Annotated in this window: 42 protein-coding genes; 4 read left to right on the plus strand and 38 right to left on the minus strand. The window is 41.8% G+C overall.

Annotated elements, in window-relative coordinates; all coding sequences use genetic code 11:
* Positions 1 to 23: 23 nt before the first annotated feature.
* From CS931_RS05890 to CS931_RS05905, 4 genes are all read right to left on the minus strand, one after another.
* Positions 24 to 1,970: a V-type ATP synthase subunit I gene (locus CS931_RS05890; RefSeq protein ID WP_099204843.1), complete on the minus strand. Its 1,947-nt coding sequence runs from the start codon at positions 1,968 to 1,970 to the stop codon at positions 24 to 26.
* 12 nt (positions 1,971 to 1,982) lie between these two features.
* Positions 1,983 to 3,029: a V0D/AC39 family V-type ATPase subunit gene (locus CS931_RS05895; RefSeq protein ID WP_099204844.1), complete on the minus strand. Its 1,047-nt coding sequence runs from the start codon at positions 3,027 to 3,029 to the stop codon at positions 1,983 to 1,985.
* 4 nt (positions 3,030 to 3,033) lie between these two features.
* Entirely contained in the window at positions 3,034 to 3,345 is a 312-nt protein-coding gene (locus tag CS931_RS05900) for a hypothetical protein (RefSeq protein ID WP_099204845.1), read from the minus strand.
* 261 nt (positions 3,346 to 3,606) lie between these two features.
* Entirely contained in the window at positions 3,607 to 4,359 is a 753-nt protein-coding gene (locus CS931_RS05905) for an exodeoxyribonuclease III (RefSeq protein WP_099204846.1), read from the minus strand.
* 269 nt (positions 4,360 to 4,628) lie between these two features.
* Here CS931_RS05905 and CS931_RS05910 point away from each other — a divergent pair, with 269 nt between their 5' ends.
* Complete coding sequence (locus CS931_RS05910; RefSeq protein ID WP_099204847.1) at positions 4,629 to 5,153, plus strand: peptidylprolyl isomerase; 525 nt, start codon at positions 4,629 to 4,631, stop codon at positions 5,151 to 5,153.
* Between the two features lie 117 nt (positions 5,154 to 5,270).
* Here the strand turns inward: CS931_RS05910 and CS931_RS05915 are convergent, their stop codons facing one another.
* Positions 5,271 to 6,536: a pyrimidine-nucleoside phosphorylase gene (locus CS931_RS05915; RefSeq protein WP_099204848.1), complete on the minus strand. Its 1,266-nt coding sequence runs from the start codon at positions 6,534 to 6,536 to the stop codon at positions 5,271 to 5,273.
* Between the two features lie 311 nt (positions 6,537 to 6,847).
* Between CS931_RS05915 and CS931_RS05920 the strand changes: the two genes are divergently transcribed.
* Positions 6,848 to 8,194: a hemolysin family protein gene (locus tag CS931_RS05920; RefSeq protein ID WP_099204849.1), complete on the plus strand. Its 1,347-nt coding sequence runs from the start codon at positions 6,848 to 6,850 to the stop codon at positions 8,192 to 8,194.
* 329 nt (positions 8,195 to 8,523) lie between these two features.
* Here the strand turns inward: CS931_RS05920 and rplQ are convergent, their stop codons facing one another.
* The 32 genes from rplQ to CS931_RS06080 form a co-directional block, all read right to left on the minus strand.
* Entirely contained in the window at positions 8,524 to 8,865 is a 342-nt protein-coding gene (rplQ, locus tag CS931_RS05925; RefSeq protein WP_099204850.1) for a 50S ribosomal protein L17, read from the minus strand.
* Positions 8,866 to 8,909: 44 nt separating this feature from the next.
* Positions 8,910 to 9,863: a DNA-directed RNA polymerase subunit alpha gene (locus CS931_RS05930; protein ID WP_099204851.1), complete on the minus strand. Its 954-nt coding sequence runs from the start codon at positions 9,861 to 9,863 to the stop codon at positions 8,910 to 8,912.
* Positions 9,864 to 10,002: 139 nt separating this feature from the next.
* On the minus strand, positions 10,003 to 10,401 hold the full coding sequence (gene rpsK / locus CS931_RS05935) for a 30S ribosomal protein S11 (protein WP_099204852.1): 399 nt from the start codon (positions 10,399 to 10,401) through the stop codon (positions 10,003 to 10,005).
* Positions 10,402 to 10,416: 15 nt separating this feature from the next.
* Positions 10,417 to 10,785, minus strand: a complete 369-nt coding sequence (gene rpsM, locus CS931_RS05940; RefSeq protein WP_099204853.1) for a 30S ribosomal protein S13 — start codon at positions 10,783 to 10,785, stop codon at positions 10,417 to 10,419.
* 33 nt (positions 10,786 to 10,818) lie between these two features.
* On the minus strand, positions 10,819 to 10,932 hold the full coding sequence (gene rpmJ, locus CS931_RS05945) for a 50S ribosomal protein L36 (protein WP_004824776.1): 114 nt from the start codon (positions 10,930 to 10,932) through the stop codon (positions 10,819 to 10,821).
* Positions 10,933 to 11,027: 95 nt separating this feature from the next.
* Entirely contained in the window at positions 11,028 to 11,246 is a 219-nt protein-coding gene (infA, locus tag CS931_RS05950) for a translation initiation factor IF-1 (RefSeq protein ID WP_099204854.1), read from the minus strand.
* A gap of 14 nt (positions 11,247 to 11,260) precedes the next feature.
* A complete protein-coding gene (locus CS931_RS05955; protein WP_099204855.1) occupies positions 11,261 to 11,527 on the minus strand; it encodes a KOW domain-containing RNA-binding protein in 267 nt (88 codons plus the stop codon).
* Positions 11,528 to 11,538: 11 nt separating this feature from the next.
* On the minus strand, positions 11,539 to 12,291 hold the full coding sequence (gene map, locus CS931_RS05960) for a type I methionyl aminopeptidase (RefSeq protein WP_099204856.1): 753 nt from the start codon (positions 12,289 to 12,291) through the stop codon (positions 11,539 to 11,541).
* A gap of 28 nt (positions 12,292 to 12,319) precedes the next feature.
* Positions 12,320 to 12,958: an adenylate kinase gene (locus CS931_RS05965; protein ID WP_099204857.1), complete on the minus strand. Its 639-nt coding sequence runs from the start codon at positions 12,956 to 12,958 to the stop codon at positions 12,320 to 12,322.
* Positions 12,959 to 12,973: 15 nt separating this feature from the next.
* Positions 12,974 to 14,290: a preprotein translocase subunit SecY gene (gene secY, locus CS931_RS05970; protein WP_099204858.1), complete on the minus strand. Its 1,317-nt coding sequence runs from the start codon at positions 14,288 to 14,290 to the stop codon at positions 12,974 to 12,976.
* A complete protein-coding gene (gene rplO / locus CS931_RS05975) occupies positions 14,290 to 14,730 on the minus strand; it encodes a 50S ribosomal protein L15 (protein ID WP_099204859.1) in 441 nt (146 codons plus the stop codon). Before rplO ends, secY begins: the two co-directional genes overlap by 1 nt.
* 16 nt (positions 14,731 to 14,746) lie before the next feature.
* Positions 14,747 to 14,923 (minus strand): 50S ribosomal protein L30, encoded by a 177-nt coding sequence (rpmD, locus tag CS931_RS05980; protein WP_099204860.1) that lies wholly within the window; start codon positions 14,921 to 14,923, stop codon positions 14,747 to 14,749.
* 13 nt (positions 14,924 to 14,936) lie between these two features.
* Positions 14,937 to 15,437: a 30S ribosomal protein S5 gene (gene rpsE, locus CS931_RS05985; RefSeq protein ID WP_099204861.1), complete on the minus strand. Its 501-nt coding sequence runs from the start codon at positions 15,435 to 15,437 to the stop codon at positions 14,937 to 14,939.
* Between the two features lie 16 nt (positions 15,438 to 15,453).
* Complete coding sequence (gene rplR, locus CS931_RS05990; RefSeq protein ID WP_099204862.1) at positions 15,454 to 15,813, minus strand: 50S ribosomal protein L18; 360 nt, start codon at positions 15,811 to 15,813, stop codon at positions 15,454 to 15,456.
* A 19-nt stretch (positions 15,814 to 15,832) separates the two neighbouring features.
* Entirely contained in the window at positions 15,833 to 16,375 is a 543-nt protein-coding gene (gene rplF / locus CS931_RS05995; protein WP_099204863.1) for a 50S ribosomal protein L6, read from the minus strand.
* 18 nt (positions 16,376 to 16,393) lie between these two features.
* Positions 16,394 to 16,792, minus strand: coding sequence for a 30S ribosomal protein S8 (rpsH, locus tag CS931_RS06000; protein WP_099204864.1), 399 nt, complete (start codon positions 16,790 to 16,792; stop codon positions 16,394 to 16,396).
* A gap of 22 nt (positions 16,793 to 16,814) precedes the next feature.
* Positions 16,815 to 17,000 (minus strand): type Z 30S ribosomal protein S14, encoded by a 186-nt coding sequence (locus CS931_RS06005; protein WP_099204865.1) that lies wholly within the window; start codon positions 16,998 to 17,000, stop codon positions 16,815 to 16,817.
* 11 nt (positions 17,001 to 17,011) lie between these two features.
* Positions 17,012 to 17,551: a 50S ribosomal protein L5 gene (gene rplE / locus CS931_RS06010; protein ID WP_099204866.1), complete on the minus strand. Its 540-nt coding sequence runs from the start codon at positions 17,549 to 17,551 to the stop codon at positions 17,012 to 17,014.
* Positions 17,552 to 17,565: 14 nt separating this feature from the next.
* On the minus strand, positions 17,566 to 17,892 hold the full coding sequence (rplX, locus tag CS931_RS06015) for a 50S ribosomal protein L24 (protein ID WP_099204867.1): 327 nt from the start codon (positions 17,890 to 17,892) through the stop codon (positions 17,566 to 17,568).
* 15 nt (positions 17,893 to 17,907) lie between these two features.
* Positions 17,908 to 18,276 (minus strand): 50S ribosomal protein L14, encoded by a 369-nt coding sequence (rplN, locus tag CS931_RS06020; protein ID WP_099204868.1) that lies wholly within the window; start codon positions 18,274 to 18,276, stop codon positions 17,908 to 17,910.
* Between the two features lie 61 nt (positions 18,277 to 18,337).
* Complete coding sequence (rpsQ, locus tag CS931_RS06025) at positions 18,338 to 18,598, minus strand: 30S ribosomal protein S17 (RefSeq protein WP_099204869.1); 261 nt, start codon at positions 18,596 to 18,598, stop codon at positions 18,338 to 18,340.
* Positions 18,599 to 18,617: 19 nt separating this feature from the next.
* Positions 18,618 to 18,821 carry a 50S ribosomal protein L29 gene (gene rpmC, locus CS931_RS06030; RefSeq protein WP_099204870.1) on the minus strand — a complete coding sequence of 68 codons (204 nt, stop codon included), beginning with the start codon at positions 18,819 to 18,821 and terminating at the stop codon, positions 18,618 to 18,620.
* Positions 18,821 to 19,243, minus strand: coding sequence for a 50S ribosomal protein L16 (gene rplP, locus CS931_RS06035; RefSeq protein ID WP_099204871.1), 423 nt, complete (start codon positions 19,241 to 19,243; stop codon positions 18,821 to 18,823). The genes rpmC and rplP overlap by 1 nt, the downstream gene beginning before the upstream one ends.
* On the minus strand, positions 19,243 to 19,938 hold the full coding sequence (gene rpsC, locus CS931_RS06040) for a 30S ribosomal protein S3 (protein WP_099204872.1): 696 nt from the start codon (positions 19,936 to 19,938) through the stop codon (positions 19,243 to 19,245). Before rpsC ends, rplP begins: the two co-directional genes overlap by 1 nt.
* Positions 19,939 to 19,957: 19 nt before the next feature.
* Complete coding sequence (rplV, locus tag CS931_RS06045; protein WP_099204873.1) at positions 19,958 to 20,293, minus strand: 50S ribosomal protein L22; 336 nt, start codon at positions 20,291 to 20,293, stop codon at positions 19,958 to 19,960.
* A 19-nt stretch (positions 20,294 to 20,312) separates the two neighbouring features.
* Positions 20,313 to 20,585 carry a 30S ribosomal protein S19 gene (gene rpsS / locus CS931_RS06050; protein ID WP_099204874.1) on the minus strand — a complete coding sequence of 91 codons (273 nt, stop codon included), beginning with the start codon at positions 20,583 to 20,585 and terminating at the stop codon, positions 20,313 to 20,315.
* Positions 20,586 to 20,611: 26 nt separating this feature from the next.
* Positions 20,612 to 21,445: a 50S ribosomal protein L2 gene (gene rplB, locus CS931_RS06055; RefSeq protein ID WP_099204875.1), complete on the minus strand. Its 834-nt coding sequence runs from the start codon at positions 21,443 to 21,445 to the stop codon at positions 20,612 to 20,614.
* 117 nt (positions 21,446 to 21,562) lie between these two features.
* Entirely contained in the window at positions 21,563 to 21,856 is a 294-nt protein-coding gene (rplW, locus tag CS931_RS06060; RefSeq protein ID WP_099204876.1) for a 50S ribosomal protein L23, read from the minus strand.
* Complete coding sequence (gene rplD, locus CS931_RS06065; RefSeq protein WP_099204877.1) at positions 21,853 to 22,476, minus strand: 50S ribosomal protein L4; 624 nt, start codon at positions 22,474 to 22,476, stop codon at positions 21,853 to 21,855. Before rplD ends, rplW begins: the two co-directional genes overlap by 4 nt.
* Before the next feature lie 17 nt (positions 22,477 to 22,493).
* A complete protein-coding gene (rplC, locus tag CS931_RS06070; protein ID WP_099204878.1) occupies positions 22,494 to 23,126 on the minus strand; it encodes a 50S ribosomal protein L3 in 633 nt (210 codons plus the stop codon).
* Positions 23,127 to 23,201: 75 nt separating this feature from the next.
* Positions 23,202 to 23,513: a 30S ribosomal protein S10 gene (gene rpsJ / locus CS931_RS06075; protein WP_099204879.1), complete on the minus strand. Its 312-nt coding sequence runs from the start codon at positions 23,511 to 23,513 to the stop codon at positions 23,202 to 23,204.
* Positions 23,514 to 23,894: 381 nt separating this feature from the next.
* On the minus strand, positions 23,895 to 24,371 hold the full coding sequence (locus CS931_RS06080) for a GNAT family N-acetyltransferase (RefSeq protein WP_099204880.1): 477 nt from the start codon (positions 24,369 to 24,371) through the stop codon (positions 23,895 to 23,897).
* A gap of 146 nt (positions 24,372 to 24,517) precedes the next feature.
* On the opposite strand from CS931_RS06080, the gene CS931_RS06085 reads away from it, so the two are divergent.
* Together CS931_RS06085 and CS931_RS06090 are read left to right on the plus strand one after the other, a co-directional pair.
* Entirely contained in the window at positions 24,518 to 24,763 is a 246-nt protein-coding gene (locus tag CS931_RS06085) for a hypothetical protein (protein WP_099204881.1), read from the plus strand.
* A gap of 102 nt (positions 24,764 to 24,865) precedes the next feature.
* A complete protein-coding gene (locus CS931_RS06090; protein WP_099204882.1) occupies positions 24,866 to 25,051 on the plus strand; it encodes a hypothetical protein in 186 nt (61 codons plus the stop codon).
* 70 nt (positions 25,052 to 25,121) lie between these two features.
* Here CS931_RS06090 and CS931_RS06095 read toward each other — a convergent pair whose 3' ends face one another.
* A complete protein-coding gene (locus CS931_RS06095; protein WP_099204883.1) occupies positions 25,122 to 25,397 on the minus strand; it encodes a hypothetical protein in 276 nt (91 codons plus the stop codon).
* Positions 25,398 to 25,409 lie beyond the last annotated feature (12 nt).

Consider the following 25,409-nt stretch of genomic DNA (forward strand, 5'->3'; position numbering starts at 1 on the left):
ATCCTCCTAAAATTCCCACTTTATTATTTATAAATTGTAATCGGGTGGAACGGGCGACCGTCACCGTCGTAAAAGCGGCTAAACATCTCATAATACTGCAAACGCAGCACGTGAATACAAACTAGCAAAGTTTCTAGAACACTGACAAAAATATTGCCAAACACGACCATAATAACAAAACCTAAACTGCCAACAGGTCCCATCATATCCGCCAAACTCATAATCATCAACATCATACCGGAGTGCACCAGCACAAAGGCGCCAATTCTCAAGAATGATACTGTATTACTCAGAAGAGAAAGTAAGACCTCAAAGAGTTCAAAGAAACTTTGAATGAGATATTCACCTATCTTCTCTGGTTTAGCCGGTTTGCCTTCGATTAACTCACCTAAAACTTCTTTAAAGAAAATCACTAGCAGAGGTACAATAATTAGTCCAATAATGTACGGCACTGTCAAAATTGTTTTTCCTGTTAGCATCTGAATAACGAAGCCTAGCACCAATGCCCAATAAAAGACAAAGCCGGCAATTCCGTTTTCACTGAACAACGCTCTAGGCAAATTTCCTCTACGGAAACTGGTAACAATATTAACAATCATTGCAATTGATAAGCAGACAAATCCGATTCCAATTGAGGCAATAATAATTTGCATAACCGTGTCGCCATTCATGACTTCAATCGGTTTTTCGGCAAAGCCCAGTAAATGGTATAAAGGATTGAGTGCCTCTTCAAAACCAAAAACAGAACCAAAAATTAGACCAAACACCGCTCCTGAAATACCACAAGGAAGCAAAATCTTTCCAATAGCCAAATGTTTCTTTTTCCACATGAGGAAGTAGCCAATCAGTGCAATACAAATCCCCTGTCCCACATCGGCAAACATCATACCAAACATCAGCGTAAATAGAATAGACATCAGCTTGGTTGGGTCACTCTCATTGTAGTTAGGCAAACCGTACATATCGACAAAGAACTCATAGGGCTTGCTAAGCGCATGGTTATTCAGCATAACTGGTGGAGAATGTCGAGCTTCTTCTTTATCGCTTGAGAAAGAATATTCTACCGTTGCGACACTGTCAAGTTCACTGGTAAGCTGTTTCTTTGCTTTAGCAGGAACCCAACCTGTTAAAATGAACGAGTCATTATAGCGCATGACAAAACTTTTTAGATTAAAGCAAATGCTTCTTTCTACAAGCCATGAATACATTTGCTGACATTTCAGGCCTTCTTCTTGCCAGAATGTTTCGCCTTGCTTATTTATTTCACCTAACTCGTTTGTATCTCTTTTGATTTCTTCTTGCAAAGACTTTATCATCTCTGCCGGCGTATCACTCAGCTCTCTTAAACGAAGACGTTTAAAATAGAGTCGTGAGAAAATTCTGTCGATTTCCATTGCCATATCAATCGGGCAGAAATAAAGGCCCCAAACATAGTTGACGTCATTTGTACAGGGGAAGAAAGTAACGTAGGGATGATCTTTATACTCGGTTTTAAGCGTTTTATAGCTTTCTTGCGGTATTGATCCAAATCTTACTTTAATAAATTCGCATTGGCGAATTTCATCCAGCCTAATTTCTTGTCCCGTGAAATGCTGTAAATTACTGATTTCTTCTTCTGCTGCCGCAACTGATTTATGCAAGGCTGTCCTTTTGTTTCTCAGTGCCATTAAAGTATCACTGACATACTGAACATACTGCTCTGCTTCGTCTCTCGCAAAATCAAGCTGTGAAGCTTTCGTTTTTTCAATCAATTCAGGCTTTTTGTGAAGAACCGTTAAAGCCTCTGTTATTTCTGCAATCCATTCTTCATAGGGATTTTCTTCATTAATCGGCAAAAGTTTATCAGCGTTTTCAAAATGCTGAATTTCTTCTGGATGAAAGACTTCACTGTGGCAGCATTTTGTTGTTACCGCATCCAAATCTTTCATATTGCCAATAATGCTAATCCTCTTCATTTTTGCAATTGCCATGATCACCCATCCTTATACAAAGTCATATAACTGCAAGAGCCGTCTGATTTCTGCCTTGGGCATGCCATATCGTACCCCTTCAATAACATGAATCAATCCATTCAGTTCTGCTTGCAGCAAGAAAATATACGATAACATTACTACACTGGATTCTTCGCTATATAAAATGTTACGCCGGCATAGCTGATGTCTTACCGTTGCTGCCAGTTCATCAATTGTTTGATGTTCAATCTTGAGAACTCGCTTTCCTGTACGGGTTTGTTTCATGATTTCTGTCAGCTGCACCTCTGATTCTGCAGCAATCATCTCTTGCATCCGCTCTTTGTTTATATTCCCGAACGGAAACAATCGGTAACGTATTTCTACGTTAGACGTTCCAAAATATTTTTTCATTCGAAAGATTCGACTGTAATTGGTTAAGTCTATCATCTCATCAAACAACTGACGCAACGCTTTCTGTGCGTTTTTGCTTGCATTTTGATCGATATACTCATACATCCTACGGTAAGCATAAACTTGCAGTTCACGTTCCATCCGCGTATAGTCTTCTTGCTTTTCGCTTTCAAAAGAAAATGGATTTAAAATTTCGTAATATGGTGTTTCTTCAATCGCTTCTAAAATCTCTGCAAAGGTGTCTGCTTTGTCTAAACTACGCTGATCAAGCCTCGACATAGCATCTAGATAACGGTTAGGCTCATGAAAATAATGATCATCTTCATGTGAAATCACTCGTATCACCGCTGACAAAATCTGATCAATCTCTAAATTTGCCAAAATGAAGTGAGAAGCGTTCCAACTGCCCGAAACATCATAATGACTCAGCTTAAAAGATTCTTGAACCAAACGTTCTTGCAAAAACCGCTCGAGTTCATGCCGATGTATGGTTTCACTGGATACTTTGCTGAGTACATCTTGGTAGGCTGTATTGTTTTTAAGATAAGCTGCCGCTTCTTTTATGGTTGAGCATGCCAACAAGTTCTCCCAGTCTTTAGGAGAAAGACGTTTGCCGTACATCGCCCGAACTTTACTGATTGCGGCGGCGCCTGATGAATGCAACATAGTATCACTTCCCTAAAACTCTGCTGACAATTTTGCTGACCCAATCTTCTTGATTTGCCTGATATTCTTGATTCAACTTTTCTTTCACTCTATCATAATCTTTTGCTTTTTTTTCCCACTTCTGTTCTGCTTCTAAGCGCAGTTCTTTCCTCTTCTCTTCAATTTCTGCATCTGCCTGGGTTCTGGCTTCTTTGGCAAGCTCATGACGCTTTTGAGCTAATTCTTCAGCCGCACCCTTTCTTTTTTCCTCCGCTTGATCCACAAGGGCCTGGGCCTTTCGGTCTGCCTCTACGATCTGTTCAATCATGTCTTTCATAGCGTCCCTCCCGCTTTTTAGCGCACTACATTTACCTTATAAAAAAGAAGCCCCATAAAACTGGTAAAGTCCAGATTCCATGAGGGCTTTCTTTAGCTTATATTATACCTCTTATCGAGAAAAATCAAGCAATTTGTTACATTCATTTTTATCGATGTTTTATGACTAAAATAAATTAATTTAGTCAATCTGACGAATGCCCTATTATAATTATCTAATCATTCTATTGTTTATCGATTTTTTTGTTCAAAACGTATATTTCTATTTTAAAACAATCCCTACCGGACAATGGTCGCTACCTAGCACTTCAGGCAAAATAAAGCTTTCTTCTACCTGATTTTCAAAGCCGTTTGAAACCAAAAAATAGTCAATACGCCAACCTGTGTTATTTTCTCTCGCTTTTCCCATATAACTCCACCAAGAATAAGCACCCTCTTGCTCAGGATAGAGGTATCTGAAAGTGTCTACGAAGCCGCTTGCTAAAAGCTCTGTCATTTTGCCACGCTCTTCGTATGTATAGCCTGCATTACCGATATTGCTCTTAAAATTCTTTAAGTCAATTGGATTATGTGCTACATTCATATCACCGCATACAATAACCGGTTTTATTTCTTTCAACTGCGCTAAATATCCACGAAAAATATCTTCCCAAATCATGCGATAATCCAAACGCTCTAGCTCACGTTTTGCATTAGGCGTATAAACCGTCACGAGAAAGAATCTTTCATATTCAGCTGTAATGACACGTCCTTCGTTGTCATGTTCAGGCATTCCCATACCGTTGGTAACCTTTATCGGTTCTGCTTTTGTAAAAATGGCGGTACCTGAATAGCCTTTCCGCTCAGCCGAGTTCCAATACATATGATAGCCATCAAATTTGAAATCTGCCTGCTCAGGATGCATTTTTGTTTCTTGCAAGCATATAATATCGGGAGACTGTTCTTCTAAGAAAGGCTCAAATCCCTTTTTCATACAGGCTCTTAGGCCATTTACGTTCCAAGAAATCAGTTTCATTCTTTTCTTCCTTTCATCCATATAGTTAATAAAAAATGTAATATTTGTCGCTTTTTAGTTTTGGTTATGTTAAAATAATAAGGTAATCATTATCTGACAATATGAACTGACACACTTACCACACAACCTTTAAAAGTCATGATTATTTGTCCAGATATCTTAATGATGTTTGCTTTATTGATATCCACCCGACAAAAATTAAGCTTTGTTGTTATTCTATCATACTAGAACTATTACGGCAAATGCTAAAAACAGGAGGTTCATTGAATATGCCAAATCCAATCGTTACATTTGAAACCACAAAAGGGGTTATTAAAGCAGAGCTTTACCCTGAAATTGCCCCAAACAGCGTGAACAATTTTATATCTCTCATTAACAGCAATTACTATGACGGCACCATTTTTCATCGTGTCATCCCAGGTTTTATGATTCAAGGTGGCTCACCTGACGGCAACGGAATGGGCGGACCCGGTTATTCCATCAAAGGTGAATTTGCCTCTAATGGTTTTCAAAATGATTTGAAGCACACCACTGGTGTTCTTTCTATGGCTCGCACAGGCTACCCCGATAGTGCAGGTTCACAATTTTTTATTATGGTTGCAAACGCTCCTCATCTTGATGGCAACTATGCCGCTTTCGGCAAAGTTATTGAAGGAATGGAAGTGGCACAAGACATCGTTTCACAAAAACGCGATCGTGCTGACAAACCAAATGAAGATCAAATCATGGAAAAAGTTACCGTAGAGACTTTTGGTGTAGAATATCCTGCTCCCGTCGCCGGCCCCGATCTTTAATGCTAGCTTTGTCAAACCAGAAGACAAAAAAGAAAATTAGAGTGCACCGCATATAGCTAGTTTTAACTTGATTTTTTCTGTTATCCAAGTTAATCAAATTGAGATTTATAACAATATCTAATTTATTTTTATTTTAAATGCCTGCTGTAGAATTTTTTCTGCGGCTAGGCATTTTTCTTTACTTTCACTATAGAATTTTGCCAAAACTTCACCCGCCTCAACGTGTTCTCCCTTTTTTCTACACAGAATAATTCCTGCACCATAATCAATTTCACTTGTTTTTGTTTCTCGTCCAGCCCCCAGTGTCATGGCGGCAATTCCACAAGCTTCTGCGTCAATTGATTGAATTTCTCCTGATTGAATTGACTTCATTTCATAATGTATTGCTGAAAGAGGAAACAAACTGTTATCTTCTATATAGCTTACATCGCCACCTTGTGCACTTACTATTTCTTTTAATTTTGCAAACGCTGAACCATTTGTAATCGAAGACTTTGCTTTTTCTCTTCCCTCCTCTAAACTACTTGCTCTTTCTCCCAGATAAATCATGTGTGCCGCTAACTCCACACATAAATCTGTCAAATCTTTTGGCCCTTTACCTTGCAATGTCTCACATACTTCTATAATTTCTAGTGCATTACCAATACAGTATCCAAGCGGATTATCCATATCCGTTATCATCGCTTCGGTTTTTCGTCCCGCTTTTTCCCCAATACTTTTCATAATAGAGGCTAGCTTTTCTGCCTGCTCAGCAGTCTTGACAAAAGCACCGCTACCTTTTTTAACATCTAATAAGATTCTGTCTGCCCCCGAGGCAATTTTCTTGCTCATGACACTCGCTGCAATTAGTGGAATACTTTCTACTGTGGCTGTGACATCACGCAGCGCATACAGCTTTTTATCCGCCGGACACAAATTTCCTGATTGTGATACAACAGCTGCTCCTATTCGTTTCACATTTTCGATGAATTGTTCTCGAGATAAATCTGTTTTGAAACCTGGAATGCTTTCAAGCTTATCGATTGTTCCCCCTGTATGCCCTAAACCCCTGCCGCTCATTTTAGCGATGGAAACACCGCAAGCTGCCGCCATTGGCGCTATAATCATCGTTGTTTTATCTCCCACACCGCCTGTGCTGTGCTTGTCTACCTTAATACCATCAATTGCCGAAAGATCAACTTGCTCGCCTGAATTTGCCATTGCTACGGTCAATTCGCCCGCTTCATCATCTGTCATACCTTGATAGTAAATAGCCATTAAAAGTGCAGAAGACTGATAATCTGGTACGGTTCCGTTCACCACACCTTCTATCCAAAATTGAATTTCTTGAGGAGAAAGAACTCTGCCATCTCTTTTTTTATGAATTATATCGTACATTCTCATCTAGCATCCTCCTACTTGTATGTTTTGCTTATTATTATATACATTTTTGATATAGAAAATCAAATTTATCTCATTTTTTACTAAATTAATTTGACAATTAAATTCAATTGGTATATAATAGCTTTATTTTAGAAAGCAATTTTAGGAGTGTGTATTTGTGGACGACCCGGATAGTAATACCCCCAGTCGATTATCAATAACATATGACACGATCTTTTAATAGAGGCATAACTTGTTTGAAGCTAAATTCATACAGGTTGTGTTTTTTTGCTTTTTATCAATATTATTATTAATTTTAGGAGGATCCACCATTGAACGACGTTCCCATAGGGTGGCAGTTACTTTTACAGGTTTTTTTGATTGCACTGAATGCTGTTTTTGCCTGTGCTGAAATTGCCGTCATCTCAATCAACGACAACAAAATTGCTAAGCTAGCCGCACAAGGAGATAAGCGAGCCGTTCGCCTTGCCAAACTGACGAGTCAGCCTGCACGCTTTTTGTCAACCATTCAAGTCGCCATTACTTTATCAGGATTTTTAGGTAGTGCATTCGCTGCCGATAATTTCTCAACTATGCTTTCTGAATGGATTATTAGTTTGGGTGTCACGATTTCTCGTCCTACTCTTGATACACTTTCGCTTATTGCTATTACGCTTATTCTCTCCTATTTTACGCTCGTCTTGGGTGAGTTGGTCCCCAAACGTGTTGCCATGAAAAAAGCAGAAAAACTTGCTTTAGGTATGTCAGGCTTCATCAGTGCCATGGCCAATCTTTTCCGCCCCATTGTTGCTCTGCTTACCGTTTCAACCAATGCCTTACTTCGTCTTCTCAAAATTGATCCTAATGCAGAAGATGACGAAGTAACGGAAGAAGAAATTCGTATGATGGTCGATGTGGGCAGTGAAAAGGGAACCATTGATAACTCTGAAAAAGAATGGATTCAAAATGTTTTTGAGTTTGATGATATAACTGCTGATGAAATTGCAACACACCGCACCGATTTAGCAATTCTTTGGATGGCAGACAACGAAGAAGAATGGTGTAAAACCATTAAAGAAAGTCGCCACTCTATTTTGCCAATTTGTGACGAAAGTGTCGATGACATCATCGGTGTACTGAATACAAAAGATTACTTCCGCTTGAACAAAATAGATAAAGAGCATATCTTAAAAGATGCAGTTTCACCTGCCTTCTTTGTCCCTGAAAATATTCGTGCTGATATCTTATTTCATCGCATGAGACAAACTCGCAATCACTTCGCTATTATTTTAGATGAATACGGCGGTGTGACAGGTGTCGTCACGATGAATGACCTTTTAGAGCAGTTGGTTGGTGATCTAGATGATGATGCCAACCAACCGGTAGAGTTTGAAATTCAACAGTTGGAAGAAAACAAGTGGAAAATTCTTGGCAGCGCTGAATTAGATGAAGTGGAAAAAATGCTTGCTATCAGTTTGCCGACAGAAGAATACGATACTTTCGGCGGCTTTGTGCTTGGTACTTACAGTTCTATCCCTGATGATGGCACCGAGTTTACGATGGAATATGACAATCTTTCTATTCATGTTTCAAAGATTAAAGACCACCGAGTCGAGGTTAGCTTTGTTACTGTAACACCCAAAGTAACGATAGTGCCTGATGAAGAAGAAACCAAGTAAACCGTTTTCGAGATTGTTAAGTGATGACTATAAAGCCTGCTTCTTTAAATGAAGCAGGCTTTTTTCTTTTAATATTGAATCTATCTACAGAGAAACGCTTAAAGTACAAAAATCAGCCCACTTTACTACATTTTAAAAGCATTTTTGTAATCTACTCAACCTTTAGAGTAGATTACTAGAACTAATATTCACATTTACCTTTACCAGCTTTTCCATACCTTTCCTTCACAAAGTATACCCAAATCTTGATTCTCTCTATAGAGATTCCCCTCTTATAATAAAAACACCTATGCTTTTTATGAAAGCATAGGTGTTTTGGTTTAAATCAATTAAACTAATTCTAAAATTGCCATTTCAGCGGCGTCACCACGACGCGGGCCAATTTTGGTGATTCTGGTGTATCCACCAGCTCTATCAACATATTTGGGAGCAACTTCTGTGAACAGCTTATGAGTAACTGCTTCTTTGGTGATAAAGCTGAGTACCAAACGGCGATTGTGAAGGTTATCTTCTTTCGCGATGGTCAGCATTTTTTCAGCCATTGATTGTACCTCTTTGGCACGAGTTACTGTAGTTTCGATTTTTCCATTCTCAAAAAAGAACGTGACAAGACCTCTAAGCATAGCGGTTCTATGAGCAGTGTCTCGTCCGAGTTTTCTGGTTCTCGGCATCGATATTCACTCTCCTATCTTTATATAGTAGATTATTGTTCAAATCATTCGTCTTCTGGCTGAAGATTAACTCCTAAAGATTCTAGCTTCTGCATAACTTCTTCTAGTGATTTTCTTCCCAGATTGCGAACTTTCATCATGTCTTCTTCAGATTTATTTGTTAAATCTTCGACTGTATTAATCCCTGCACGTTTCAAGCAATTGAAAGAACGAACAGATAAATCCAATTCTTCAATTGTCATTTCCAGAACTTTTTCTTTTCCGCCTTCGTCTTTTTCAATCATAATTTCAGTTGTTTTTCCCTTATCAGAGAGATCAACAAACAAGCTCAAATGATCTGTTAAAACTTTTGCGGCAAGAGAAACAGCCTCTTGTGCATTAATAACACCATTCGTCCAAACTTCAAGTGTAAGCTTGTCAAAATCAATGCTTTGACCAACACGGGTATTTTCAACGTTGAAATTAACTTTCAGCACTGGTGTATAGATAGAATCAACTGCTATCACACCAATCACTTCGTTGTCCATGTTCTGCTTATTTCTTTCACTTGATATATATCCGCGGCCTTTGCTCAGCGTTAACTCCATGAAAAGCTTAGCGCCTTCTCCAAGGGTTGCAATATGGAGTTCCGGATTTAAAATCTCAACTTCACTGTCGCAACTGATTGAACCAGCTGTGACTTCACAGGGACCTTCTGCTGAAATTTCAACAATCTTTTCACCGTCAGAATGTAGTTTTGCCACAATTCCTTTGATATTCAGCACAATTTCGGTCACGTCTTCTTTCACACCGGGAACAGTAGAAAACTCATGAAGAACACCGTCAATTTTAACCGATTTCACGGCGACACCAGGCAAACTGGAAAGCAGCACTCTTCTGAGGCTGTTGCCAAGTGTTGTGCCAAATCCTCTTTCGAGAGGTTCTACCACAAATTTACCATATGTGTTGTCTTCGGATATCTCTTCAAGCTCTATGAGGGGCTTTTCTATCTCAATCATCCGTGATCCTCCTTTTACATTGATTCTCCGGCAAATATTTCTGTCGGATCTTGTGCCACAGCCATGCACGTCAGCATGGGGTTTTCCTAAAGATAAGCAACTTTAAGTTCCTTATCTTCTGGGCAACTTGTAAGATAGGCTAGATGCGTCTTCTTTTCGGAGGACGGCATCCGTTATGCGGAATAGGTGTGACGTCTTTGATCATGCTGACATCCAGTCCGGCAGCTTGCAAAGCACGAATAGCGGCTTCACGTCCTGCACCAGGACCTTTAACATATACTTCAACGGATTTCATACCATGTTCCATTGCCAATTTAGCAGCTGTTTCTGCAGCTGTTTGTGCGGCAAAAGGAGTGGATTTTCTGGAGCCTCTGAAGCCGAGTTCGCCGGAGCTTGCCCAAGAAATCGCATTGCCCTGAACATCAGTGATGGTAACGATTGTGTTGTTAAAAGTGGACTGAATATGCGCTGCACCGCGCTCAATATTCTTGCGCTCGCGGCGGCGGCGTGTATTGGTTTTACCTTTTTGTGCTGCCATTTTTATCCCTCCCGATTATTTCTTCTTGTTCGCCATGGTCTTTCTCGGACCCTTGCGTGTTCTTGCATTTGTTTTGGTCCTTTGACCTCTTACCGGAAGGCCTTTACGATGACGGATACCACGGTAGCAGCCAATTTCAATCAATCTCTTGATGTCAAAAGCTGTTTTACGGCGAAGATCACCCTCAACCTTACAGTTTTTATCAATATATTCTCTCAGCTTTGCAGTGTCATCTTCTGAAAGATCTCTAACGCGGATATCAGGATCTACTCCGCTTTCTTTACAGATGATTTCGGCTGTTCTGCGTCCAATACCATAAACATAGGTAAGAGCAATTTCAATTCTCTTATCTCTTGGTAAGTCAATGCCTGAAATACGAGCCATACTTACACCTCCATATTTAGTAGCCCGGGAAAATTAGCCCTGGCGCTGCTTATGCTTCGGGTTCTCACAGATCACCATGACTTTACCCTTACGCTTAATAATTTTGCATTTCTCACACATTTTCTTGACAGAAGGTCTGACTTTCATATTGTGTGCCCTCCTTTTTATTAGGGTTTCTGACTTCTGGTGTAGTTGGCAGGCGAGTCCATTATAACCTGCCCCAGAAGAATTTATTGTCGAATTTACTTAGAACGCCATGTAATGCGCCCTTTGGTTAGGTCATAAGGTGACATTTCAACTGTTACCTTATCTCCCGGAAGGATACGAATGAAGTTCATTCGTAGCTTGCCAGAAATGTGTGCCAAAATAATATGTCCATTTGGCAGCTCAACCTTAAACATAGCATTGGGGAGTGCCTCTGTAACCACTCCGTTAATCTCAATTACATCCTGTTTTGACATGTAAAACCTCCATATCAGCAATAAGCCTTATCGTCATCGGATTTATTCATAAATGCCCTCAAGGCGATTTTGATGTGCCGGTTTGTCTTTAGCTTTTCTTCATCTAGTCGTTCTGTTGTCGGTGCCAAATGAATCAGCTTTTTCTTCTTTGGTTTCTCAAGTGTTCTGCGTTTGCCGTCACATACCAAGGCATAGGGCAGCTGAAGTTCCAGAATGACCTGAAAATCCCCTTTATCATGTCCGGCCTTTGACTTTACAACCTGCCCTCTTTTTATCTCCATATCTTCAAACCTCAATCCGGTATCGTTAAAATAACCGGACCGTTTTCGGTAATGGCTATGGTGTGTTCAAAGTGAGCTGAAAGTTTGCTATCTCGTGTTACCGTTGTCCAACCGTCTTCAAGGATATGAACCTTTTCAGTACCTTGGTTAATCATTGGTTCGATAGCAATTGTCATGCCTTTTAACAGTCGCACGCCCCTGCCGGGTGTGCCGTAATTGGGAACGCTTGGATCTTCGTGCAGCTTCGCACCTACTCCGTGGCCGACAAATTCTCGTACCACCGAGTAACCGCGCGCTTCGGCATACTCCTGCACCGCATGGCCTATATCGCCGATACGGTTTCCGGGCTTTGCCTGCTCAATTCCTTTGAACAAGCTTTCCTTTGTTGCGTCCAAAAGCTTTTGGGCTTCGTCACTAATTTTTCCGCAAGGATATGTCCAAGCATTATCGCCGTGGAAACCTTTAAAATAGGCACCGACATCAATGTCAACAATATCGCCTTGCTTCAAAATTTCGTGTTTGGATGGTATGCCGTGGACAACCACTTCATTTAAAGAAATACAGGCGCTGGCCGGAAATCCGTTATAATCGAGAAAGCTGGGCACAGCGCCCATTTTCTCGATATAATGACGGACAGCTTGGTCAATTTCCCAAGTGGAAACACCGGGTTCGACCATTTCTCCGGCAAGCTTTAGCGCATTCGCAGAAATTTTACAAGCTTCTTTCATAAAAGAAAGCTCTCGACTGGTTTTTAAAACAATCATGATTTGACTCCATTCTTTTGGGTTTTCATCATGCCTGTTTGGCAACCGCTTCTAAGACAAGTTTGGTAGTATCAGCCACTTCTTCTTGTCCCTCTACGATAAACAGCTTGCCCTGTTTGCTGTAAAAATCTTTCAAAGGCTCTGTCTGGTCATGATAAACGTCCAAACGATCCTTCACAGTATCGGGGTGGTCATCCTTACGCTGAATAAGGGTGCCTCCGCAAGCATTGCAGATGCCTTCTTTAGCAGGCTTTTTATAAAGCATGTGATAAGAAGAACCGCATTTCTCACAGACACGGCGACCAGACATTCTGGTGACGATTCTTTCGTCTGACACCTCAATGTCAATGACTTTATCAATCACTACACCCATTTTATCCAGTGCCTCGGCCTGCGGGATGGTTCTGGGGAAACCATCAAGAATGAAACCATTCTTGCAGTCTTCCTCTGCCAAGCGGTCTTTGATGATTCCGATGAGAATCTCATCTGGCACCAAAGCGCCTTTATCCATATAGGATTTTGCTTTCAGACCCATCTCCGTGCCGCTTTTCAGCGCTTCTCTTAAAATATTTCCTGTCGAAATGGCAGGAATATTATATTCGTTACAAACTACTTCAGCCTGTGTACCTTTTCCAGCACCGGGGGCTCCTAAAAAAATCAGATTCATTCTTTTCTCCTCTCGTTAATCCAAGAATCCCTTATAATGACGCATCATCATTTGAGATTCAAGCTGTTTCACTGTTTCCAAAGCTACACCAACCATAATGATGGTTGAAGTACCTGCTATGGTCAGACTTGCCATACCTGTGGCTCTGCCATAAATCATAGGAACAATAGAAATTACGGAAAGGAACAAAGCACCAATCAAGGTTACCTTTGAAAGAATTTTAGAAATAAAATCAGAAGTCGGTCTGCCGGGACGAATACCAGGAATCGTGCCGTTGCTCTGACGCAGGTTGTTCGCCATCTCAATAGGATTATACTGAATAACCATGTAGAAATATGCAAACATGAGGATTAAAAAGAAATAAATAACCATGTAAGCTCCGCCAGTGTTCTGCATCGCTTTTAAAATCTTTTCAAACAGGCCGCCTTCTTTTGGTGAAATAAAAATCGCAAGAAGACTTGGAATGGAAAGAATGGAGCTAGCAAAGATAACCGGCATAACACCGCTCATCGCTACCTTAATTGGTAAGAAAGAGCTTTGTCCGCCATACATTTTGCGTCCGACAACTTTTTTAGCATATTGAACAGGAATTCTTCTCTCTGCTTCGTTCATAAAGATAATCAGCCAAATAATGCCAAGGAACAAAATAACAAACAGCGGAGAAAGAATAAAGTATTTACCATAGTTGGCTGAATCTTCAAGAGCCATTTTAAAGAACTCCCAAACGCCGCCAAATGTTACCGGAAGTCTTGCGACAATGCCGGCAAACAAAAGAATGGAAATACCATTGCCAATCCCTTTGTCATTAATCTGCTCGCCCATCCACATGATAATAGCTGTACCTGCTGTAAAGCTCAATACCATAACAATTGCCGCAAACACGCCAGAAAAACCAGTGGTGTAATTGACAATGCTGTTGTTACGAAGGAAGAAATAATAACCAATTCCTGTGATAAGACCTAAACCGACAGTGACAAATCGCGTAATCATCGCAATTTTCTTTCTGCCGACTTCGCCTTCTTTTGCAAGCCTCTCCAGTGCCGGAATGGCCACCTGTAAAAGCTGCATAATAATAGAACTGTTGATGTAAGGGGAGATACCAAGAGCAAACAAAGTTGCCCTTGAGAAAGCATCACCCGTCATCATGTTCAGCATGCCCCAGCTTCCGCCGCTTTGCTGCACACTGTTCATAAGCTGTGAAAGTGCATCCATGTTTAAAAACGGCATCGGAATCGCAGAACCAAAACGAAAGGCTACAACAATTGCCAGAGTGAAGAGTATTTTCTTGCGTAAATCAGGAATCTTCCATGCGTTTTTTAACGTTTGAAGCATCAAATCACCTCGGTCTTTCCGCCCGCAGCTTCGATTTTCTCCTTGGCCGCTGCAGAAAAGGCACTAGCTTTTACCGTCAATTTTTTTGTGATTTCGCCGTTAGATAGAATTTTCACTCCATCGCAGACTTTTTTAATGATACCAGCTTCAACGAGAGCTGCTGCATCTACTGTAGCACCGTCCTCAAAGCAGTTGAGTTTTTCAACATTAATGGCAGCATATTCAGTTCTGAAGATATTATTGAAACCTCTCTTCGGAACTCTTCTCTGAAGAGGCATTTGGCCGCCTTCAAAACCAGCACGGACACCGCCGCCAGATCTTGCATTCTGTCCTTTGTGACCTTTACCGGAAGTTTTACCTTGACCGGATCCATGTCCACGACCGATACGCTTTGATACTTTTGTTGCGCCGGGTGTTGCTGTTAACTGTTCTAGTTTCATGCCTTGCACCTCCCTCTTACTTGCTTACCTCTACGAGATGAGCGATTTTTTTCACCTTGCCCTGTGTTTGGGCATTATCAGGTTGCTCCGTTTTATCCCCGATTTTTCTCAAACCGAGGGATTCGGCGGTTGCAATCTGGTCTTTCTTACTGCCGATTATGCTTTTCTTCAAAGTGACTGTAATATTTGCCATTTTGCACCCTCCTTTACAGAATCTCTTTTACAGATTTGCCGCGAATCGCTGCCACTTGTTCAGCAGAACGCAGACTGGCAAGCCCTTCCATTGTTGCACGAACAACATTGCAAGGATTGTTAGAGCGAAGCGCCTTTGTACGAATGTCCTGAATGCCGACACTTTCAACCACTGCACGAACTGCGCCGCCGGCGATAACGCCTGTACCGGGAGCAGCTGGTTTCAGCAGCACTCTGCCTGCACCGAATTCACCCATCACTTCATGCGGAATGGTGGATCCACGAAGTGAAATTTCAATCAAATTTTTCTTTGCATCTTCAATGCCTTTACGGATAGCATCTGGAACTTCGCCAGCTTTACCAATTCCAAAGCCAACAATTCCTTCGCCGTTTCCGACAACAACCAAAGCAGAGAATTTAAAGATTCTTCCGCCCTTAACTGTTTTTGCAACGCGGTTAATAGAAACCACACGCTCTTTCAAATCAAGCACCGATGCGTCAATTTTAGTAGCCAAACTCTATTCCTCCTTCTTAGAAGTTCAGGCCGCCCTGACGGGCGCCGTCGGCCAGCTCTTTGACACGGCCGTGGAAAATATGTCCTCCGCGGTCAAATACCACGTCGGTGATTCCTTTTTCAGATGCTCTTTTGGCAATCAGCTTGCCAACTTCAAGAGCTGCTTCTTTGTTTCCGCCGTTCCCGCTGATTTCTTTATCCAATGTGGATGCTGCGCAAAGGGTAACACCTTTTACATCATCAATCAACTGAGCATAAATGTTAGCGCTGGAGCGGAAAACGTTCAAACGAGGTCTTTCTGCCGTGCCGCTTATTTTACCGCGCACTCTTCTATGGCGGCGCAGTCTGGCTTTATTGGTATCCGGCTTCTTTACCATATTGATCACACTCCTTTAATTATTTACCCTTACCGGCTTTTCCTTCTTTGCGGCGAACAACTTCGTTAGCATAACGAATGCCCTTGCCTTTATAAGGCTCTGGCGGACGTTTTTCACGAACTTCTGCTGCAAATTGGCCGACTTTTTGTTTGTCGATACCGACAATAATGATTTTGTTTGGTCCGGGAACTTCAATTTTAACTTCATCGGTTTCTTCTACAATCACTTGATGTGAGTAGCCGATATTCATAACAAGGTTTGTGCCTTGTTTTTGAACACGATAACCAACGCCCAAAATATCCAGTTCCTTTTTGAATCCCTCTGTAACACCTGTCACCATATTAGCGATTAGTGTACGGGTCAGACCATGAAGAGCTCTGTTCTCTTTCGCGTCGTTTGGACGAGAAACAGTCAGTTCAGCACCCTCAATTGCAATACTCATATTCGGGTCAAACTTTTGTGTGAGTGTACCTTTCGGTCCTTTCACGGATACTACGCTGCCGTCAACTTTAACTTCGACGCCGGCGGGAATATTTATGGGTTTTCTTCCAATTCTCGACATACTATCGCACCCCCTTAATTACCAAATGAACGCCAGCACTTCGCCGCCGACATTTTCTTTTCTTGCCTGTCTGTCTGTCATGATTCCTTTAGAAGTAGAAACCAAAGCAACGCCAAGGCCCTTCATGACTTTTGGCAACTCTTCTGCATTTGAATAAATGCGAAGACCTGGTTTTGAAACTCTTTTGAGTCCCTTAATAACAGGTGTTTTGCCTTCTGAATATTTGAGTACAACTTTAATCATACCCTGTTTGCCATCTTCGGCTGTTGAAAAACTCTTCACATAACCTTCATTAACAAGAATCTGGCAAATCGCTTTCTTCATGTTTGAAGCGGGAATCTCAACGGTATCATGCTTTGCAGACTGCGCATTTCGGATACGAGTAAGCAAATCGGCAATTGTATCTGTAACTTGCATGTGAATAACCTCCTTATCCTTCTTACCAGCTTGCTTTTCTTACGCCAGGAATTTCGCCTTTATAGGCAAGTTCTCTGAAGCAAATACGGCATATACCGAATTTACGAAGGTAGGCATGCGGCCTGCCACAGATTTTGCATCTGTTATATTCTCTTGTGGAGAATTTTTGCGTTCTTTGTTGTTTAACCTTCATTGAAGTCTTGGCCACAGTATCCCTCCTTATTTTGTAAACGGAGCGCCCATTAGAGTTAAGAACTCTCTGGCCTCTTCGTCTGTTTTTGCGGTTGTTACGAAACAGATATCCATTCCGCGAACCTTGTCAATCTTATCATACTCAATTTCAGGGAAAATGAGTTGCTCTTTGATTCCCATGTTGTAGTTGCCGCGTCCGTCAAAAGAATTCGGATTGATTCCTCTGAAGTCACGAACTCTGGGAAGAGCCACGTTGAAAAGACGATCTAGGAATTCATACATTCTGTCGCCTCGAAGTGTTACTTTAAGGCCGATTGCCATGCCCTCACGCAGCTTAAAGTTAGCAACGGATTTTTTTGCACGGCACACCATCGGTTTTTGACCTGTAATTTTCATCAGGTCTCCGCTGATAGCGTCAATTGCTTTTGAGTTATCTTTTGCTTCGCCAGCGCCAACGTTCACTACGATTTTATCTAGAGCAGGAATTTCCATAACGCTCTTGTAGCCAAACTTTTTCATCAGCGCAGGAGCAGCTTCGCTTTTATAAAAATCCTTCAGTCTTGGCATCAATTATTTCCCCCTTACAGCGACTCGCCGCATTTTCTGCAGATGCGTTCTTTCGTGCCGTCGTTCAAAATTTTGTGACCAACACGGGTGGGCTTTCCGCAGTGTGAGCAGACGATTTGCACTTTGCAGGAATAAAGGGCAGATTCAGCTTTGATAATGCCGCCTGCTTCACCCATTTTCTTGGGTTTAACATGCTTAGAAACAAAGTTTGCGTTTTCAACGATGACTTTGCCTTCTTTTGGGCTGACCTGTAAAACCTTACCTTTTTTCCCGCGGTCTTTGCCGCTCATAATCATAACGGTGTCACCGGTTTTTACATGAACTTTTTTATCTTGATTCATTTCCGTGCACCTCCATTAAAGTACTTCCGGGGCAAGTGAGAGTATTTTCATGTACTCTTTGTCACGAAGTTCTCTCGCAACCGGTCCAAAAATACGTGTTCCCCTGGGGTTCTTGTCATCTCTGATAATAACGGCTGCGTTCTCGTCAAATCTGATGTAAGTTCCGTCGTCACGACGAACACCAAATGCTGAACGAACGATAACAGCCTTTACAACGTCACCTTTTTTAACAACGCCGCCGGGTGCTGCTTTTTTAACAGAAGCTACTATAACATCACCGATATTGGCATATCTTCTGCCAGTGCCGCCCAGAACGCGAATGCACATAATTTCTTTCGCGCCGGTGTTGTCGGCAACCTTGAGATAAGATTCTTGCTGTATCACAGTGCGTTCCTCCTTTACTTAGGCCAAATTTAAATTTGTGCCAATTAAAACTTTGCCAAATTTATTTGGCTTTTTCGATAATCTCAACCACTCGCCATCTCTTATCTTTGGATAAGGGACGGGTTTCCATGATGCGTACGCGATCGCCGATGCCACACTCATTGTTCTCATCGTGGGCTTTTCTTTTCACGGTGCGCTTAATGATTTTTTTGTAAAGCGGATGCTTAACACTGTCTTCTACAGCCACAACTACAGTTTTATCCATTTTGTCACTGACAACACGGCCGATAGTCGTTTTTCTGTTGCTTCTTGATTCGCTCACTATTTAATCCTCCCTTACCTTAATTTTTCTGTGCTGTGAGTTCATTTTCGCGTATCATTGTTTTGATACGAGCAATGTCTTTCTTCACAGCAGAAATTCTCATCGGATTGTCAAGCTGATTAATAGCAAGCTGGAAACGAAGGTTAAAGAGCTCCGCTTTAAGGTCAGCGAGTTTCTTGTTCAGCTCTTCAGCAGTTAATTCTCTGATTTCTGAAGTTTTCATTACTCTGAGACCTCCGTTTCTTTCACAACAAATTTGCACTTAACAGGCAATTTGTTGGCGGCCAGACGCATAGCCTCTCTGGCTGTCTCTTCTGATACACCGCCAAGTTCAAACATAATGCGGCCGGGCTTAACAACGGCTACCCAAAATTCAGGTGCACCTTTACCGGAACCCATGCGAACTTCAGCAGGTTTTTTTGTGACTGGTTTGTGTGGGAAAATTTTAATCCAAACTTTACCGAAACGTTTGCAATAACGAGTCATGGCAACACGAGCGGCTTCAATTTGGTTAGCAGTAATCCAAGTGGGCTCAAGTGCTTGAAGGCCGAATTCACCGTAAGTGACTTGATTACCACGAGTTGCTTTACCGGTCATACGACCTCTGTGAACTCTGCGGTATTTCACGCGCTTTGGTAGTAACATTATCTGCGGCCTCCTTCCCTTTTTGCCGGTCTCTTTTCTGTATTATTTACAGTAGACTGACGTTTGCTGTTGAGAACTTCGCCTTTATACAGCCATACCTTAACGCCCAAACGGCCGTAGGTGGTAGCAGCTTCAGCAAAACCATAATCGATATCTGCACGAATGGTCTGCAGCGGAATTGTTCCCTCATGATATTGTTCTGTTCTAGCGATATCAGCGCCGCCCAAACGACCGGATACCTGTGTTTTGATACCCTTTGCGCCGAACTTCATGCTTCTGCCGATGCACTGTTTCATAGCACGACGGAAAGAAACACGTCTCTCCAGCTGTGAAGCGATGTTTTCAGCAACTAGCTGAGCATTCAAATCAGGTTGTTTTACTTCAATAATATTGATAACAACTGGTTTCTTCAGCATTTTTTCGCATTGTACACGAAGTTTTTCAATCTCAGCACCGCCCTTACCGATAACCATACCGGGTTTAGCGCAGTGAATATGCACTCTAACTTTTGAAGCATCTCTTTCGATCTCAATCTTCGGAACGCCAGCGGAATAAAGCTGCTTTTTCAGCACCTTACGGAGGTTGTAGTCTTCAACCAAAGTATCGCCGAAAACTTCATCCCTTGCATACCAGCGGGAATCCCAGTCTTTAATAACGCCCACACGAAGACCGTGCGGATTTACTTTCTGACCCATATCTTTACCTCCTTACGCCTTATTCTTTTTCCTTCACAATCAAAGTGATATGTGAAGTTCTTTTTAGCACTCTAAATGCTCTGCCATGAGGGCCGGGTCTCATTCTTTTGAGGGTTGGGCCGGGTGTCACATAGCATTTGCTAACATAAAGGCTGTTTTTATCCATGTTAAAATTGTTTTCTGCATTAGCTACAGCAGATTTGAGCAGCTTTTGCAGATCAGCACAGACAGCCTTTTGTGTGTGCTTTAAGATCGCGTCTGCAAGGTCAACGGGCTTGTTACGAATCAAATCGAGCACGATGCCCACCTTGCGGGGAGAGATTCGAGTATAATTCAGCGTTGCTTTTGCTTCCATTTAATCTCTGCTCCTTTCATCATTTGCTCGTCTTTGAGCCGGCATGGCCCTTAAAGGTTCTTGTGGGGGCAAATTCGCCCAATTTATGACCAACCATATCCTCGGTAACATAAACCGGAACATGCTTGCGGCCGTCATGAACGGCAATCGTATGACCTACGAAATCCGGGAAAATCATGGAAGAACGGCTCCATGTTTTGATGATCTTGTTTTCGCCGGCTTCATTCATTAATTGAATCCTTTTAAGCAGCACAGGCTGTACAAAAGGTCCTTTTTTCAAGCTTCTGCTCATTTATTTCAAGCTCCTTTCCGCACGCCTTACTTACTGTTTCTGCGTTTAACGATGAATTTATCGCTATGATTTTTCTTGGAACGTGTTTTATATCCCAAAGCAGGTTTACCCCAAGGAGTAAGCGGTCCTGAATGTCCAACCGGGCTCTTACCTTCACCACCACCGTGCGGGTGATCGTTCGGGTTCATAACAGAACCTCTAACTGTTGGTCTGAAACCTAGGTGACGTTTGCGTCCTGCTTTGCCGAGCTTCACATTCTCGTGGTCGATGTTGCTGACCTGTCCAATAGAAGCCATGCAGTTTTCAGGAATGTTTCTGAGCTCTCCGGAAGGAAGTCTCAAAAGAGCCATTCCGTTTTCTTTTGCCATGAGCTGAGCCATAACACCGGCAGAACGTACGATTTGTGCGCCTTTTCCGGGATGCATCTCAACGTTGTGAACAAAAGTACCAACAGGAATGTCAGATAATTTCAAGGCGTTGCCGGGTTTGATATCGGCTTCTGCACCTGAAACAACTTTATCTCCGGCTTTAAGGCCGTGTGGTGCTAAGATATAATTTTTTTCGCCATCTTCATACTGAATCAGTGCAATGAAAGCGGAACGGTTTGGATCATATTCAAGACCCAAAACAGTAGCTGTCATGCCCTCTTTCTGGCGTTTGAAATCGATGATACGATATTTTTTACGGTTGCCGCCGCCTCTATGACGAACGGTGATTCTTCCGTAGCTGTTACGGCCTGCATTCTTGTTTAAAGAAGTCAAAAGACTTTTTTCAGGGCCGTTTTTAGAAAGGCCTGAATAGTCTGTGACAGACATATTACGTCTTGCCGCCGACGTAGGCTTATAAACTTTAATTGGCATGGAATTCACTCTCCTATTTTGGCTTTGCGGGGAATGCCCGTTCCCCATTCGTGCCCTTCGGGGGCAATTGCCATTGCTGGCAATCGGCATTGCTGCCGGTCAGCATCGCTGCTGATTTTAGATCATGCTCTCGAAGAATTCGATTGTCTTGCTGTTTTCTGTCAAAGTCACAATTGCTTTTTTCCAGCTTCTTGTGTAGCCTTCTGTTCTGCCTTGGCGGCGGAGTTGGCCTCTGACATGCATTGTGTGAACTTTGCTGACGTTTACGCCAAACAGCTCTTTTACTGCAGCAGCAATTTCAATCTTTGTTGCACTCTTGTCAACTTCAAAGGTATATTTTCTATCAGCAATTCCCGCCATCGTCTTTTCCGTGATGATTGGGCGAATCACGATGTCTTGAGATGTTTTCATGCGTATACCTCCTCAATTTTCGCAACGGCACCCTTTACAACGATAAATTTATCGGCATTCAGAATGTCGTATACATTCAGCGTGTTCACCTGAGAGGTTTTCACACCAGGAATGTTGTTGGCAGAAGCAATTACTTTGGCATCCAAAGAATCAAGCACAATGAGGGCTTTTTTCTCGGAACCGATTGCTTTCAGCATTTCAGCAATCGCTTTTGTTTTGTAGGAATCTAAATCAATCGCATCTAATACGATGATTTCATTGTCAGCCACTTTAGAAGAAAGAGCAGACTTCATAGCCAAACGTCTTACCTTCTTATTCAGCACATAGCTGTAATCACGAGGCTTCGGAGCAAAAACGATACCACCATGTGTCCACTGTGGTGAACGGGTAGAACCCTGTCTTGCACGTCCTGTGCCTTTTTGTCTCCACGGTTTTTTGCCGCCGCCGGAAACTTCTGCGCGGGTAAGAGCAGACTGAGTGCCCTGACGCTTGTTAGCAAGCTGATTTTTTACAACATCGTTCATAACAGATGCATTGGGCTCAATACCGAAAACGGCATCAGAAAGATCGATTTTTTCAATCTCTTTACCCTGCATATTCAAAACTGATACTTTAGGCATTCTAATTCCTCCTTCCCTTACGCTTTCAAGCTATCGCGAATTATCACGATGCCGCCGTTCGGACCCGGAACAGCGCCTTTAATAGCAATCAAATTATTGTCCGTATCCACTTTTACGACTGTAAGATTCTGAACAGTGACCTTCTCGGTACCTAAATGTCCAGGCAACTTAAGACCTTTCCAAACACGTGACGGAGTCGAACAAGCACCGTTTGAACCGCCGTGACGAACAACAGGTCCACTACCATGAGTCTCTTTAAGTCTGGAGAAGTTCCAGCGTTTGATAACACCTGCATAGCCTTTACCTTTGCTGGTGCCGGTTACGTCAACTTTGTCTCCGTTTTCAAAGACGTCAGCTTTGATCAAATCGCCAACATTCAGTGCGCTGGTGTCATCTAGTCTGAGTTCACGAAGTGTTCTCTTTGGAGCGACGTCAGCTTTTTTGAAATGACCCGTGAGCGGTTTTGTGACTCTCTGCGGTTTTTGGTCTCCGAAGCCAATCTGAACAGCTTCATAACCGTCGTTCTCTTTTGTTTTCTTCTGTGTTACAGCACAGGGACCGGCTTCGATCACAGTTACAGGAATTACTTTCCCGTTTTCATCGAAAATCTGTGTCATGCCGATTTTCTTACCGATGATTCCTTTTTTCATCTTTGTTCCTCCTAAGGTTATTGGTTGAACGGCTTTGCCGCCAACATGACCCTACTGGTTGGTTTATAACCGAAATTAAAGTTTAATTTCGATTTCAACACCGGCGGGGAGTTCAAGGCCCATCATAGCTTCAACAGTTTTGTTGCTGGGTCTTAAAATGTCAATCAGTCTCTTGTGGGTTCTCATCTCAAACTGCTCACGGCTGTCTTTGTACTTATGCACAGCGCGCAAAATTGTGATGATTTGCTTTTCAGTCGGTAGCGGCACAGGTCCAGAAACTCTTGCTCCTGTACGCTTGGCTGTTGCTACGATTTTTTCAGCGGATTGGTCAACCAGCTGATGATCGTATCCCTTTAATCTGATTCTGATTTTTTCTTTGACTGCCACGTTCATCGCCTCCTTAAATATTTGAGTTGGCGGGCATCAGGTTTTTAACACTGTACCGGGTGTTTGTTCACTCGGACAAATAAAAACCGAAATTCACACAGTGAATTCCGGGGTAATTTCAGTGCAAGCACCTAGAATAAGCTTTAAAAAGCGCAATCCGGCCTATGAGAATCCCTTCTCATGGTTCCAACTTTTTAAATTCATCGCCCGGTTTAAAATCGGACATACTCCACGGAAAAACCGGCTCATCGCAAGATGTTTGTTCTAATCAATGCTAGTCCAAAACCTTTCGTTTCTGCCGCAACCTCCCGCTTCAACGCATATCTGTCGCAGTCGTGCTTGATTATTATATCATCGTATGTCACTGTTTGCAAGCTTTTTTTAACATTTTCTTAAACTTTTTTTCATCACAAAATTTTCCATAAAAATATTATTTCTTTTAAATCTTTGCTTTTTAATAACCTTATAACCACATCTTTCAAAGAACGGTTTTGCTGTAATGGAAGCTTGAACATCTATATACGTAAGTTCTTTTTTTACGGCCTGACTTTCTATATCTTCGGCGAGCATTGCCCCTATTCCCAAACGCTGAAAATCCTTGTGTACAAATAAACGGTCAAAATAGTTTCCGTCAAGGTTTGCAAATCCAACCATCTTTCCCTCTGATTCAGCAATTACCGTATAACTCTCTTTGAATGCCTTGCACCAAGTTTTTAGTTCAATCTCCTTCGGTGCCCAAACATCCTGTTGTTCTTTTGTATAATCCTTGGCATTGACACTATGAACTGTTTCTTGAAAAAGTTTTACCATTTCTGCATCATCTTCAGCTTTATATTGCCGCAAACAATAACCAATCATATTGTACCCCTATATTCATGTAATATTCCAATTTTTTCTAATTATCACCTGTCAATCAAAGCTTGATAAGTTTTGATTGACACTATGTTTCATGAATAATTCTACTTTTCATCGGCAACTATAATGTTTAAGGAGTTGATGATAAAATGTCAAAAAATAAAATCGATTATCATGAACATGATGAAGTTAAAAATTATCCTAACATCGGCAATGTAGCATCGGCGAATGAAACCACCGGGCTTATTCCCTCACTCGCCCAGACAAATGATGAATTTCGATCTTATCAGGATATTAGCTCTACTGCCATTCCTAAAAAAGCCCCTGGAAAACGCGAGCGCTCTGAACCTTTAAAAATTGAACCTACACGTCACACCGATCATCCCTATTTATAATTTCATCTTTAACAATAACCTTTATATACGTTTATCTGCTCTCTTTTCATTTCTCGAATCCTCACAAGCTTTATCGCTTATTAAAATCAACGGGAGGCGGTTATGTCCCCTTATCAAGAGATGTACCAAGAACTTTTTCAAGAAGTTACACAAGCCATTGAAATCTTGAAATCCGCTCAGCAAAAAACAGAAGATATTTATATTAGAAAGAAAAACGCAAAATCACCTGTAACCCCTATGCCACATTTTAATCCGGATAACCCTTTTCTAAAAAGACGGAAAACTTGACTATACAAAAGATTAGAATGCAAACAAAACCAGGAAAACAAAAGCGGCAGGAATTTGTACCCGCCGCTTTCTATTCGTCTTTCAGTGCTCTTTCAAGCCAAGCATCTGCAATATCCATTGCTGTGAATAAACCCTCTTTTTCGCTGCTTTTCAAAATCGCTTTTCCCGTTTTTAAAGGATCGGTACTTAAAAGCTGAATTCCTACTTTGCCCGCTATGTCTAAATCATGAAATTTTTCTTTGGTCTTAACATCAATCTTTACTACGTACAATTCTCGCATATCACCGTAATACAGCGTATCCCCGCTGCGTACCAAAGGTCTGCCTTTGTAAGTTGGAAACTTCATCTCGTTTGTACT

It is taken from the genome of Scatolibacter rhodanostii, from assembly GCF_900197595.1.
Lineage (GTDB): Bacteria > Bacillota > Clostridia > Oscillospirales > Acutalibacteraceae > Scatolibacter > Scatolibacter rhodanostii.